Genomic DNA, 13209 nt, shown 5'->3' on the forward strand with positions numbered 1-13209 from the left:
ATGAGCCGCGCATCAACTCCTGTGATCGATCCTGTCGAACTGACCCGCGACCTGATCCGCCGTCCCTCGGTCACCCCCGCCGACGCCGGGGCCATGGACGTGCTGGAAAAGGCCCTGACCGCCTTGGGCTTCACCTGCCGGCGTATGCCGTTCGAGAACATCGAGAACCTTTACGCCCGACGCGGGACGGCCTCGCCGAACCTCTGTTTCGCGGGCCACACCGACGTGGTGCCGACCGGCCCGGCCGAGGCCTGGAGCGCGGGACCGTTCGAGGCCGAGGTGCGCGAGGGCGTGATCTACGGTCGTGGCGCGGTCGACATGAAGGGCGGCATCGCCGCCTGGGTCGGGGCCGTATCGCGGATCCTGGCCGAGGGCGAACCTGAGGGCTCGCTGTCCTTCCTGATCACGGGCGACGAGGAAGGCCCTGCCCTGCACGGGACCAAGCGCGTGGTCGAGGCCCTGATGGCCGAGGGGGAGGTCATCGACGCCTGCATCGTCGGCGAACCGTCGTCGGCTCAGCGGCTGGGTGACATGATCAAGGTCGGCCGGCGCGGCTCGCTGAACACCTGGATCACCGTCCATGGAAAACAGGGCCATGTCGCCTATCCCGACCGCGCGGCCAATCCGGCGCCCGTGCTGGCGCGGCTGTTGGCGCGGCTGGACGCGCACACCCTGGACGAAGGCTACCCGGAGTTTCCGCCGTCGAACCTCGAGATCACGACCATAGACATCGGCAATCCGGCGACCAACATCATTCCGGCCGAGGCGCGTGCGCGGCTGAACATCCGTTTCAATCCCACCCACACCGGCGACGGGCTGATCGACCGGCTGAACCGCGAGGCGGGTGAGGCCCAGGCGGCGTCGGGCCTGCGGATCGAGCTGGAGCACCTGTGTTCGGGCGAGGCCTTCCTGACCCAGGCCGGCGATTTTGTGGGCGCGGTGCAGACCGCCGTGGAGCAGTCTCTGGGCGTGCGGCCCGAGGCCTCGACTACCGGCGGAACGTCCGACGCGCGCTTCATCCGCGCCCTGTGCCCGGTGCTGGAGCTGGGCCTGGTCGGCCAGACCATGCACCAGATCGACGAGCGTGTGCCGGAGGCCGAGGTGCGGGCTCTGTCCGAAACCTATGAGGCGGTGATCCGCGCCGTGACGCGCCGCCTCTCGGCCAAATGAAAAGGGCGGTCCGAAGACCGCCCTATCCGTTATCTGATCTCGGCGTCAGCTGCCGGTGCCGAAACCCTTGGGCCCGCCGGCGCCTGCGGATCCCGCGCCGCCGGTCGCGGGCGCGGCCGGCTCGACGCCCGCCTGGGCGACGCGAGGCTTGGGCGGGGTAAGGACGGCCGACTTGTCGTCATTGCGATCGGTTTCGGTCTTGGTCTGGTCCATGTTCTGATCGGTCATCTGGGTCTCCTTTGGGTTCCCAAGGCCAACCGTTCGACCGTGCGGCGGGTTCCGTCAGCGCAGGAACAGGTCAAGCACCAGCATCGCGCCCAGAAACACCGCGCCGAACGCGATGAGAAAGAAGATCAGCGCGCGCAGCCACTCCGCGACCGGCGACGGGGGCGGCTTCTCGGGGCCGCCACGAGGCGGCATTTTCACAGGCAGGGCCGTGGTCATGCGAAACTCCACCCTAGTGACCCAGTATAAATCGATCAGCGTTACCCGACGATGAATCCCGCCGCCGACGCGTGACGAACCGTCGCAGCACGCCTATGGATGGCCGGTGAACCTGCGATCCCCCGCCTTCGCCATCCTGTTCTTCGTCAGCCTCATCGCGGCGGCCGGCAATATGGCGCTGCAGTCGGTGCTGCCGCTGATCGGGCGCGAGTTCGGCTTGGCCGACACCCTGGTCGCCGCCGCCTTCGCCGTGTCGGCCCTGCTCTGGACTCTGACCTCGCCCCACTGGGCGCGCCTGTCCGACACCCTGGGCCGCAAGCGGGTGATGATGATTGGTCTGTCGGGCTTCGTCCTGTCGATGACCGGTTTCGGTCTGGCCACCACCGCGGGACTGCAAGGCTGGCTCGGCGCCGTGGCCGCCTTCGTGCTGATGGCGGTGGCGCGCTCGCTGTACGGCCTTTTCGGCTCGGCGGCGCCGATCGCCTCCCAGGCCTATGTCGCCGACCGCACCACGCCGGCCCAGCGCACCCAGGCCATGTCGCTTCTGGCTTCGGCCCAGGGCCTCGGCACGGTGGTGGGGCCGACCCTCGCGCCCTTTCTGGTGCTGCCGGTCATCGGCCTCGCCGGTCCGCTTTACGTCTTCGCCGCCATCGGCCTGATCGTACTGATTGTGGTTTGGCGTCGGCTGCCGTCGGGCGACGTGGTGCGGACCCCGTCCACCAGCGGCCGGCGCGACCGAACGGGCAAGGGCCTGTGGCGAGATCCGCGCGTGCGCGATTTCCTGCTGTTCGGGCTTCTGGTCACCGGCGCTCAGGCGATCAACATCTCGGTCCTGGGCTTTCATGTCATCGACGAGATGGCGGCCGCCGGAACCGGGCGAGACCAGGTCGCCCCCTTCATCGCCCTTGCCATGTTCGCCGGGGCGACCGCCACCCTGCTGGCGCAATGGGGGCTGATTCCGCTACTGAAATTGGAACCGCGCGACCTTATGCGCTGGGGCGCGGGCCTGGCCCTGGTCGGCAATCTGATGAGCATCGCGGCGCCGGGGTATTACGGCGTGGTCATCGCCTATGCGGTCGTTTCAATGGGGGCGGGCTTCGCGCGGCCCGGCTTCACCGCCGGATCGTCGCTGGCGGTCGGCCCGTCGGAGCAGGGCGCTGTGGCCGGGCTGATGATGTCGCTGGCGGGGCTCAGCTTCCTGGCCCCGCCGGTCATCGGAGTCGCCCTATATCAACTGGCTGAACCGGCGCCCTTCGTCGCGAACGGTCTGTTCTTAGCTCTGGCGCTGGCGACCTGCCTGTTCAGCCCGGCGCTGAGGCGAGGCCTGCCGATCGAGGCCGATGCGTCGGACCAGCCGCCGGCCTCCCAGCCCGGCCCCGAGGGCGGTCGCTGAGGCCTTCCTTCGGCCGCGCGCGCGTGGCAGACGAAAAATCATGACCACGACTGCAAAGATCGAGAAACGCATCGGCGTCCAGGCCAGCCCGGAACGCATCTGGGAGGTGCTCAGCGACCTGCGCGGCTGGGATGGCTGGAACCCGTATGAGACCCGCCTGGAGGGCGCCATCGCCTTCGGCGGGCGCGTCAGCCTGGACGAGGCCTTCCCGGAACTTCCGCCTCGCCGGGTCGAGGCTCAGGTGGGCGAGTGGGAGCCGGGCGGGCAGCTGGTCTGGCTGGAGAACCGCGGCTGGCTTTTTCGGTCGATCCGCTACTACGAAATCGAACGGCTGGACGCACAGAGCTGCATCGTCGCCAATGGCGTGATCTTCCAGGGCCTGCGCGGCGAGATGTTCCACGACAAGCACCGCCCCCGCATTCGAAGCGCGCTTGGGACGATCTGCGAACGGCTGAAGCGGGCGTCCGAAAGCTGACTGGCGTCAGCCGCCCTTGGCCCCTTGCGGCTGACCGCGTCAGCCGCCTTTGGCCATGGTGTCCTGGATGTTGATGATCGCCGGCGTCAGGATGACGATGAACAGCACCGGCAGGAAGAACAGGATCATCGGCACGGTCAGCTTGGCTGGCAGGGCCGCGGCCTTCTTCTCGGCGGCGGACAGGCGCAGTTCGCGGTTTTCCTTGGCCATGGTGCGCAGCGCCGCGCCCAGCGGCGTGCCGTAGGTTTCGGCCTGGGTCATGGCGGTGGCGACGGACTTCACCCCCGGATGGTCGGTGCGCTTGGCCAGGCCTTCGTAGGCCATCCGGCGATCCGGCAGATAGCTGAGCTCTGCGGACAGAAGCGTCAGTTCCTCGGCCAGGTCGATCGAGGCGCCCCCGATCTCCTGGCTGACCTTCTGGATCGCCTGTTCTATCGACATGCCGGCCTCGACGCAGATCAGCAGCAGGTCCAGCGCATCGGGAAACGCCTGCATGATCGAAGTCTTGCGCTTAGAGATGCGGTTCGAGAGGTAGATGTTGGGCGCATAGAAACCGATCACCGCCGCGAACATCACGGCCGTCACCCGGCTCATCACCGGCAGGCCGAAATCGTTGAAGACGAACAGGTAGAAGGCCGCGAAGGCCAGGAAGACGAACGGCAGGCTGAAGCGGAAGAAGTAGAAGGTCGTCAGCGGCTTGGGACCGCGATACCCCGCCTGAGCCATCTTCTCGACGACCTTGGGGTCTTCCAGCAGTTTGGTCAGGTTCAACTGTTCGACGATCTTCTTCTTGAAGCCGTCGTCGGTGTGGCGAAGACCCGAGCCCGGAGCGCCGATCGACGCGCGCGAGCGCCGCTTCAGCTCGTCGCGGCGCTCTGACACGGCCTGCATCCGTTTTTCGAGCTTGAGCCCGCCGCCCATGGATCCGGCCAGGGTCAGGACGGTGGCGAACACCAGCACGCCCACGCCGAGGCTGAGCAGGTTCTGAACATCGGTCAGGAAGGCGATCATACCGGACATCACACGACCATCAGAACTTGAAGGAGATCATCTTCTTCATGACGAAGATGCCGAAGCTCATCATCATGACGGCGACCAGGAGCATGAACTGGCCGCGCCGGTCGGTGAACAGCAGCATCATGTAGGCGGGCGTCGTCAGGGTGACGAGGATCATCACCGCCGGCGGCAGCGAGCCGATGATGCCGGCCGAGGCCGTGGCCTCCGACGACAGGGCCTTGATCTTCTCGCCCATCATTCGGCGCGCGCGCAGCACGGTCGACAGGTTGCCCAGCGCCTCGGCTAGGTTGCCGCCCGTCTTCTGCTGGATCGAAATGACAATGGCGAAAAACTTAAGCTCCGGCGTCGGCATCCGCTCGTACATCTTGTCCAGCGCCTGCCCCAGGGTCAGGCCGACGCCAAGGCCTTCGACCAGTGTCTGAAATTCGGGGCCCAACGGCGCGGGGCTTTCGCGGGCGATGATCTTGAAACAGTCCTGGACCGGCAGACCCGACTTGATGCCGCGCACGATGACGTCGACGGCGTTCGGGAATTCCAGCGAGAACTTCTTCATCCGCCGCTTGCCCAGGAAGCCGACCACCCAGCGCGGCAGGCCGAAGCCGATGACGAAGCCGACGCCCAGCGCGATCAGTATATTGGCGCCCAGCACCAGCGGGATCAGAAAGGCGAAGACGCCCAGGCCGACGCTGATGATGATGAAGGTCTTCAGCGACCATTTCAGCCCGGCGTGCTTCAGCTTAGCGGCCATGGTCATGCGCGCCTTGCGCTCGCGCCGCTCGACCTCCTGCAGCTGGGTCATGATGGCCTTGCGGCGCGCCTCGGGCGTATTGGCGGCGGCCGCCTGAGCCGCGCCCTTCTTCGCGCTGGAGGTGGTGGTCTTGACCACGCCGAGGCCCTGGGCGCGCTTCAACGCCTGGGTCCCGCCGTCGTCGTTGCCGACGAACACCCAGCCCAGGCTGGCGATGACGATGAACCCCAGAACGCCGGCGAGGATTTCCAGCATCACCTACTCCGCCGCGTCCAGGGCTTCGGCCAGTTCACGCTCCAGCCCGTAGTAGCGGGCGCGGTCCCAGAAGCGCGGGCGCGCGATGCCGGTCGAGCGGTGGCGGCCGATGATCTTGCCGTTCGCGTCCTCGCCGGTGATTTCGTACAGGAACAGGTCCTGGGTCACGATCACGTCGCCTTCCAGCCCGACCACCTCGGTGATGTGGGTGATGCGGCGCGAGCCGTCGCGCAGGCGCGCGGCCTGGACGATGACGTCGACAGATCCGACGATCATTTCGCGGATGGTCTTGGACGGCAGGCCGTAGCCGCCCATGGTGATCATGGACTCCATCCGGCTGATGGCTTCGCGCGGGCTGTTGGCGTGCAGCGTGCCCATCGAGCCGTCGTGGCCGGTGTTCATGGCCTGCAGCAGGTCGAAGGCCTCGGGGCCGCGCACCTCGCCGACGATGATCCGCTCGGGGCGCATCCGAAGGCAGTTCTTGACCAGATCGCGCATGGTGATCTGGCCCTGGCCTTCCAGGTTCGGCGGACGCGTCTCCAGGCGCACCACGTGCGGCTGCTGCAGCTGCAGCTCGGCGGCGTCCTCGCAGGTGATGACGCGCTCGGTTGGGTCGATGAAGGCCGTCAGGGTGTTCAGAAGCGTCGTCTTGCCCGAGCCCGTGCCGCCCGAGATGACGAGGTTGCATCGCGACGCGCCGATGACGCCCAGGACGCGCGCGCCCTCGGGACTGATGGAGGCGTACTCCACCAGATTCTTCATCGTCAGCTTGTCTTTCTTGAACTTCCGGATCGTCAGCGTGGGGCCGTCGATCGCCAGCGGCGGGGCGATGACGTTGACGCGCGAGCCGTCGGCCAGACGGGCGTCGCAGATAGGCGAGCTCTCGTCCACGCGGCGGCCGACCTGGCTGACGATCCGCTGACAGATGTTCATCAGCTGGCCGTTGTCGCGGAAGCGGATGTTCGTCAGCTGGACCTTGCCGCCAACCTCGATGAACACCCGGCCGGCGCCGTTGACCATGATGTCGGCGATGTCGTCTCGCGCCAGCAGCGGTTCCAGCGGCCCGTAGCCGAGGACGTCGTTGACGATGTCCTGGACCAGGTGCTCCTGCTCGGCCACCGACATGGAGACGTTCTTGATCGCCACCAGTTCCGCGACGATGTCGCGGATCTCTTCCGACGCCGTCTTCTGATCCAGCTGCGCCAGCTGGGCCAGGTCGATGGTGTTCATCAACGCGTTGAAGATCGTGGTCTTCGTGGCGTGATAGTAGTCCGACTGCTCGCGCACGATCTCGGCGACCTGCTGAGCCTTTTTCAGTTGCTCCAGACCGGGCGTCGCCTTGGGGCCGGGGCCCGAGGGTTGGGCCGGAGCGGGCTGCGGCTTGGGCCGCGAGGCCAAGGCGTCGAGACGGTCCGGCTTGGGCTCAGGCGCGGGCGCGCCGCCGCTGGGACCGAACGGCTGGGCGGCGGCGGCCTTGTCAAAGGCTTCGGCCGGATCGGGCGCAGGCGCGCTCGCGGGCCGAGGCGCCGTGGCCACGCCGCCTTCGACCGTTCCTGTGCGCTTACCGAACACGCGTCAGCTCTTCTTCTTGAACAGGCCGGCGAACATGGACTGGCCCTTGGCCTTGGCAGGCCTCGCCGAGGCCTTGGCGCCCTTGGGCGCGGCGATGGCCGGCAGTTCGCGGCGGCTGACGATCTGGGCCAAGGTCTGGAAGGCCTCGGCCGCCTTGGACTTGGCGCCCGCGTCCAGGATCATCTGGCCGTTGTTGGCCGCCGTGCCGAACAGCTTGGCGTCGAAGGGGATGACCAGCGACGGGTGAACGCCCAGGGCCTCGCCGAACTCCTTGGCCGGGATCTCCGGGCGGCCGGGCACGCCGACCTGGTTCAGCACCAGGCGGGGGGGCGCGTCGTTGGGGCGGGCCTGCTTGATCAAATCGATCATGTTCTTGGCGTTGCGCAGCGAGGCCAGATCGGGCGCGGCCACGATCACCACTTCGTCGGCCGAGACCAGGGTCTTGCGCATCCAGCCCGACCACAGGTGCGGCAGGTCCAGCACCACGAAGGGCGCCGTGGAGCGAATACGGCTGGTGACCTCGTCGAAGGCGTCCGGCGAAATGTCCCAGTCGGCGTCAAGGGTGGCAGGCGCAGCGAACAGACTCAGCTTGTCGGTGCAGCGCGCCATCATGCGGTCCAGCAGGGTCGCGTCCAGGCGGTCGGGCTGGTTCAGGGCGTCCGCAACACCGGCCAGCGGGTCCTGGTTGAAGTCAAGGCCTGCGGTGCCGAACGGCAGGTCGTAGTCGACGATGACCGTATTGGCGCCGATCCGCTCGGAAATGGCGTAGGCGGTGTTGTGCGCGATGGCCGAGGCGCCGGCCCCGCCGCGCGCGCCGACGAAGGCGATGGTGCGGCCGACGAAGGGCTGGGCCGGGTCGTTGAACAGGCCGCCGATGGCCGAGATCAGCTGCAGGGGCTGGACCGGGGCGACCAGATACTCGCTGACGCCGCGACGCATCAGCTCACGGAACAGCAGGATGTCGTTGGTCGCGCCGATGATGATGACCTTCGTGCCTGCGTCGCAGACCTCGGCCAGCTGATCGACTTGCGCCAGCAGCGTTTGCGGATCGTTCAGGCACTCGACGATGATCAGCGGCGGCGTGGGCTCGTGCTGATAGGCCTCGATGGCGGCCGGGACGCCGCCGACCCGAATCTGGGTCGTGGCGCGCGACAGGCGGCGGTCCTGCCCTGCGCGTTCAGCGGAAGCCAGGGTGTCCTGGCGCTCGGCGAAGACGTGGATGGCGATGCGCGGCACCGACACCTCGACCGCGTGGTCCGACAGGCTGGAGACCGCCAGACTGGTTGTCTCGGCGTGCAGCGCCTGGGCGGCGCCCGCGACCAGTTCGCCGACAGGATTGAAGCTCGGCTGCGCATCGGGCTGCGGCGCGGCCGCGACCGCGGCGGGGGTGAACTGCAGCGGTTCGCGCGCGGGCGCCGGCGCCTCGACGGGTGCGTCCATCAAGGGGTCGGGGTCGAACGAGATGTCCAGGTCGAACTCGTCGTCGAAACCGTCGGTGGGGCGCGAGGCGAAGGCGTTGCTCATGATCCTACTCCACCGCGTTGGCGACGCGGCCGCGCACAAGCTCTTCCTGGGACGTCGAAGTGTTTTCGCCCTTGCGATAGGCGTCGAAAACAACGGCGGCCCGACCGGAATCAGAAGGGGTCATGCCGCGCGGCTGGATGATGTCCCGGGGATTGTCGATCTGGGCGGCCATGTTGGCGGTGATGGCGCAGCCGAGGTTCAAGCTCGAACGGTTGGCGAAGGTGCTGCGCATGTTGCCGTGCTGGGCGGAGCAATCAGGGATCACCACCCGCGCGGTCTCGAACCCGGCCAGGACGGGGGCGCGGGGGTCCGGCGCGGGATAGCTGGCGACCGCGATGCGATGCGCCGGCACGCCGAGGCTTTCCAGCGTCGAACGGACCCGCCAGGCCATGGAAGCGGAGGCGGGATCTTCGCCCGCCGGCGCCTCGACGACCAGAACGTCGCCTCGCGCCTCGGCGAAGCGACGCACCAGATCATGCAGCGCCGCGTTCTGGGCGGCGGACACGCCCTGTTCGTGAACCGCCAGGGCGATCCGGTCCATGCCGGGCTCAACCTGCAGGCTGAAGCGGCTGATCGGGGTCAGGGGCGCGGGACCCTGGTCCACGCCAGTGGCGCAGCCGGCCAAGACGCCGGCGAGGATTAGGACCGCCGCGGCGGTCGCGGGCGAACGACGGGTCATTCGATCACATATCCCACGGGTCCCTGCCAGCCTTGCGCCGGAGCAGCGGCGGGGCGGGACCGGCCATAGGCCTGGTTGAGTTGTCCGAAGAAGATCGTCTGGGCGTCGTTGGCGATCTGAAGATTGTCCGCCGGCGTCTGCATGCGGCCCGGCGAGGTCGGCGAGACGGTGTAGGCCTCGACGATGATCACCAGTTCGGTCTCGCCCGACAGATAGTCACGCGACCGGAACAAAGACCCCAGCACCGGCAGGGCGCCCAGACCTGGCAGTTGATCGACGTTCTGACGGGTGTCCTCGCGCAGAAGGCCCGCGATCATCAGCGAACCGCCGCTGGGCAGCTCCACCGTGGTCGAGGCGCGCCGCACGTTGAGGGCTGGAATGACAAGCGCATTTTCGGCCGTGCCGCCAAGGGTGAAGGCGCCCGAGTTGGTCAGCTCGGACACTTCGGTCGAGAGCTGAAGCGAAATGCGGCCTTCCGACAGGACGATCGGGCGGAACGCCAGGCGCACGCCGAAAGGCTTGAACGAAACGCTGATGTTGCCGTCGCTGTCGCGCCCGACCGGGACTGGGAACTCGCCGCCGGCCAGGAACTCAGCGTTCTCACCGCTGACCGCCGTCTGATTGGGCTCGGCCAGGGTGCGCACCAGGCCGGTGCGCTCGAACGCGCGAAGCACCCCGGTGACGCCTTCGCCTAAGCCGTCGGAATAGACCAGGCCGCCGCCGCCGAGCTGACTGCCTGACACGGCGAAGGTGGCGATGTTGGACAGGCGCAGGCCGTCGCCCGCATCGGCCAGGATGGCGTCAAGATCCACGCCCAGCTGTTTGATGACGCTGCGCTGCACTTCGATGATGCGCGCCTTGACCATGACCTGATCCGAACCGGAGATGGTCATCATGTTCAGCACCTTCTCGGGCGCAGAGACGAAGGCGCGCGCCAGCTGGGCGGCGCGGTCGGCTTCGCCGGGACTGCCGACCCGGCCGGTCAGGATGATGCTGTCGTTCACGGCCTCGGCACGGACTTCCGAGCCGGGCATGACACGCGCCAGCGTGTCCTGCAGCGCGCCGACGCCGGCGTCCACGCGGATGCGCAGCGAAAGGATGGTGCGGCCCGCGGCGTCCAGGAACACCGCGTCGCTCTCGCCCGGCTGCAGGCCGATGATGGTGACCCGGCGCGCCGAGTGCTGCAGCGCCTCGGCTACCTGCGGATTGGAGATGATGGTGTCGCGGGCGTCGGTCGGCAGGTCCACGGCCATGGAACTGCCGCGCGGCAGATTGACCATCTGCGGCGCGGCGCCGGTGGCGACAGAGCGGCTCTGCGCCGCCGCAGTCGTGGGAAGCGGAGCCAGGCCGGCGCTGGCGATCAGCGCGGCGCAGGCGGTTGCGAGAAGGCGATTCATTGGACCACCACCACGTCGGGCGCACCGCCGCGATAGATGCGGACGGCGGAGGTTTCGGTTTTCGGCGCGTTCACCTGACCCGACGGGCCGGAGGTGTCGGCGTAGGAGCGCAGCACCAGGGACAGTTCGCCCTCGGACTTGGCCAGGGCGAGGGCCTCGGCGTCGCGAGGGCCGACTTCGAGCGTGGCGGTCGCGCCGACCACGGCCTGCTGGTCGTCGCTGGCGCGCGTGGTCTGGTCGATGGCCAGGACCTTGATGTTCTGCATGACGGTGGCTGAGGCGAAGCGGCTGCGGCCCGACTGGTCGCCCGCGACGTCGGACAGGCGCATCTCGCGGGTCAGCAGGACGTCGACCCGATCGCCCGGTAGGATGAAGCCGCCGGCGGCCGTTTCGACCGACACCCGCACGGCGATGGCGCGCATGCCAGGCTCCAGATAGGCGGCCATGTAGCCGCTGTCGCCGGCGCGCACGATCTTGCGCGCAACGATGGGTTCGCCGGCCAGGATGCTTTCGCGCACCACGGCGCCGATGTAGTCGCCCTTGGCGCCTGGCGAATTGATCTCAGAGGCGGCGCGCGCCACCCGGGCGACGGCGCCTTCGGGCTTGGCGGGCTCGACGGCGGCGTTCTCGTCCATCGGCGCGGCGCCGTCGGTGATGTAGGCGGGGTTGATGTCGGCCACGACCCAGTCCTTCCAGGTCATGTCGGCGTCGGCCAGACGCGCGCCGGGGGCGAGGTCGCGCGCGGCCACCAGCACATTGGCGCGCGGGCGCGTATCGACGGCCGCCGTGGCCACGGCGGTGGGCTCGCCGGACGAGGAGCCCATGGCTCTCACGACAAGGGCCAGGCCGATCGCCGAAACGGCGGCGATGCAGATGACGACGATGCGGGCGGGTTTCATCCAGAACCTCCGGCGATCGGGAGCGCTCCTCGGAATCCTGTTCCGCGCCCCCTGCCGTTAACGACAATGGGGGCATGGGGTTAACGGCCCCCTAAATCAGTAAAACGCCGTTTTGGCGAACGTCGATACGAGCGTTCGACGGGCCTCAGACGCCGACAAAGGTCTGGACCAGAGGCGAGGTCGGGAAGGCCAGCAGGGCCCCAATGGCGATGGCGACACCGTAGGGTATGTCGCCCTTGGGCTGCATCAGATGCGCCACCCAGCCCGGCGCGTGGCCGATGTAGCGCGGCGCATAGGCGCGCGCGAAGATCAGCGCCAGACAGAACATTCCGCCCGCAAGCGCGGTCCACAGCACGAACATCCCAGACCCGCCCACGCCCAGCCAAAGGCAGGCGGCCGCCATCAGCTTGGCGTCGCCGCCGCCGATCCAGTTGAGGGCGAACATGCCGGCGCCAATGAACAGGGCGGCGATGGCCACACCCACATGCGCGCCGACGGAGAGCGGCGCCAGGCCCGCGATGAAGGCCGCCGGGAAGAAGGCCACGATCAGGATCAGCGAGATCCAGTTCGGGATCTTCATCGTTGTCAGGTCGTGCAGCCCGGCGACGATGACCAGGGCCGGCAGGATCGACAGAAGGATCAGGGTCACGGTGTCCATGCCAACAGACTGCATCAACGAGTTTAACAATGACTGATCGTGTGCGCCTCGGTCCCGCCGAGAACAGCGTGGCGCAAGCAAAAGGGGCCGGAGCGTGATCGCTCCGGCCCCTCGGTCTTGTCAGGCGAGGCCTGGCTTATGCGCCAGCTTCGCCGCCCATGCCGGTCACGACGGCGTTGAACTTGGTCTTGATGGTCGAACCCAGGGCCGTGACGGCCGAGATGATGACAACGGCGATGAGCGCGGCGATCAGGCCGTACTCGATGGCGGTGGCGCCGGACTCATCCTTGACGAAGCGCGAAACGAAGTTGGTCATTTTGATCCCTCATAAGGTCAGGTGAAGCGAGCTAACTGCGGGGAGGCGGTCGCCCGCTTTACCCCCAAACGCAGGATCACTTTGGGACTGTCCGGTTAAAACGACGTCGTCAGGCGTGGTTACCTTGAAGTTTACTGTAAATAGTCCTTCGACGTCCGCGCATAGCAAAGGGGCCGGAGCGTGATCGCTCCGGCCCCTCGGTCTTTTCGGACGGCGTCTGGCTTAGGCGCCGGCTTCGCCGCCCATGCCGGTCACGACGGCGTTGAACTTGGTCTTGATCGTGCCGCCCAGGGCCGTGACGGCCGAAATGATGACCACGGCGATGAGCGCGGCGATCAGGCCGTACTCGATGGCGGTGGCGCCGGATTCATCTTTGGCGAAACGCGAAACGAAGTTGGTCATGTCAGATCCTTTTCCATCACCAGCGTCGCCGGTGTGCCCCGCCGATCCGCTGTACTTGCTCAAACTGACACCATCGCCTTAAATTCAAGTAAAGCAGATGTAACCGCGCTGTTCACTCATGCTAACAAACCCTTTCCGAGCATTTCAGACTTTCTTGATCTTTGCATGGCACCGTTCGCGCGTTCGTCCACGCGCGTTCGATGAAATTCGGGGAACCCCAATGATGAAGGCCTGCTCAGCCCTGGTCGCCGCCTTGACCG

General features: G+C 67.4%; 15 protein-coding genes. 3 read left to right on the forward strand and 12 right to left on the reverse strand.

Features of this window, described 5'->3' with window-relative positions:
- A complete protein-coding gene (gene dapE / locus ACK4I0_RS10470) occupies positions 1-1170 on the forward strand; it encodes a succinyl-diaminopimelate desuccinylase (RefSeq protein WP_409610685.1) in 1170 nt (389 codons plus the stop codon).
- 45 nt (positions 1171-1215) lie between these two features.
- On the opposite strand, the gene ACK4I0_RS10475 is transcribed toward dapE, so the two are convergent.
- Positions 1216-1398 (reverse strand): hypothetical protein, encoded by a 183-nt coding sequence (locus ACK4I0_RS10475; protein ID WP_409610687.1) that lies wholly within the window; start codon positions 1396-1398, stop codon positions 1216-1218.
- Between the two features lie 54 nt (positions 1399-1452).
- A complete protein-coding gene (locus ACK4I0_RS10480) occupies positions 1453-1614 on the reverse strand; it encodes a hypothetical protein (protein ID WP_409610689.1) in 162 nt (53 codons plus the stop codon).
- A 106-nt stretch (positions 1615-1720) separates the two neighbouring features.
- On the opposite strand from ACK4I0_RS10480, the gene ACK4I0_RS10485 reads away from it, so the two are divergent.
- Positions 1721-3007 (forward strand): MFS transporter, encoded by a 1287-nt coding sequence (locus ACK4I0_RS10485; protein WP_409610690.1) that lies wholly within the window; start codon positions 1721-1723, stop codon positions 3005-3007.
- A 40-nt stretch (positions 3008-3047) separates the two neighbouring features.
- Positions 3048-3482 (forward strand): SRPBCC family protein, encoded by a 435-nt coding sequence (locus ACK4I0_RS10490; protein WP_409610691.1) that lies wholly within the window; start codon positions 3048-3050, stop codon positions 3480-3482.
- Positions 3483-3521: 39 nt separating this feature from the next.
- On the opposite strand, the gene ACK4I0_RS10495 is transcribed toward ACK4I0_RS10490, so the two are convergent.
- From ACK4I0_RS10495 to ACK4I0_RS10540, 10 genes are all read right to left on the reverse strand, one after another.
- Entirely contained in the window at positions 3522-4502 is a 981-nt protein-coding gene (locus ACK4I0_RS10495) for a type II secretion system F family protein (protein WP_409610692.1), read from the reverse strand.
- 10 nt (positions 4503-4512) lie between these two features.
- Positions 4513-5502 (reverse strand): type II secretion system F family protein, encoded by a 990-nt coding sequence (locus tag ACK4I0_RS10500; RefSeq protein ID WP_409610694.1) that lies wholly within the window; start codon positions 5500-5502, stop codon positions 4513-4515.
- Between the two features lie 3 nt (positions 5503-5505).
- A complete protein-coding gene (locus ACK4I0_RS10505; RefSeq protein ID WP_409610696.1) occupies positions 5506-7074 on the reverse strand; it encodes a CpaF family protein in 1569 nt (522 codons plus the stop codon).
- 3 nt (positions 7075-7077) lie between these two features.
- Complete coding sequence (locus ACK4I0_RS10510) at positions 7078-8598, reverse strand: CpaE family protein (RefSeq protein WP_409610698.1); 1521 nt, start codon at positions 8596-8598, stop codon at positions 7078-7080.
- A 4-nt stretch (positions 8599-8602) separates the two neighbouring features.
- Complete coding sequence (locus ACK4I0_RS10515) at positions 8603-9277, reverse strand: CpaD family pilus assembly protein (protein ID WP_409610700.1); 675 nt, start codon at positions 9275-9277, stop codon at positions 8603-8605.
- Positions 9274-10674, reverse strand: a complete 1401-nt coding sequence (locus tag ACK4I0_RS10520; RefSeq protein WP_409610702.1) for a type II and III secretion system protein family protein — start codon at positions 10672-10674, stop codon at positions 9274-9276. Before ACK4I0_RS10520 ends, ACK4I0_RS10515 begins: the two co-directional genes overlap by 4 nt.
- The gene (gene cpaB / locus ACK4I0_RS10525; protein ID WP_409610704.1) at positions 10671-11573 is read right to left on the reverse strand and encodes a Flp pilus assembly protein CpaB; all 903 of its coding nucleotides are present in this window, start codon (positions 11571-11573) and stop codon (positions 10671-10673) included. Before cpaB ends, ACK4I0_RS10520 begins: the two co-directional genes overlap by 4 nt.
- A gap of 145 nt (positions 11574-11718) precedes the next feature.
- The gene (locus ACK4I0_RS10530; protein WP_409610706.1) at positions 11719-12246 is read right to left on the reverse strand and encodes a prepilin peptidase; all 528 of its coding nucleotides are present in this window, start codon (positions 12244-12246) and stop codon (positions 11719-11721) included.
- A 121-nt stretch (positions 12247-12367) separates the two neighbouring features.
- Complete coding sequence (locus ACK4I0_RS10535; RefSeq protein ID WP_409610708.1) at positions 12368-12547, reverse strand: Flp family type IVb pilin; 180 nt, start codon at positions 12545-12547, stop codon at positions 12368-12370.
- A gap of 222 nt (positions 12548-12769) precedes the next feature.
- A complete protein-coding gene (locus ACK4I0_RS10540) occupies positions 12770-12949 on the reverse strand; it encodes a Flp family type IVb pilin (protein WP_409610710.1) in 180 nt (59 codons plus the stop codon).
- Positions 12950-13209 lie beyond the last annotated feature (260 nt).

The organism is Brevundimonas sp. (assembly GCF_046295775.1).
Classification (GTDB): domain Bacteria; phylum Pseudomonadota; class Alphaproteobacteria; order Caulobacterales; family Caulobacteraceae; genus Brevundimonas.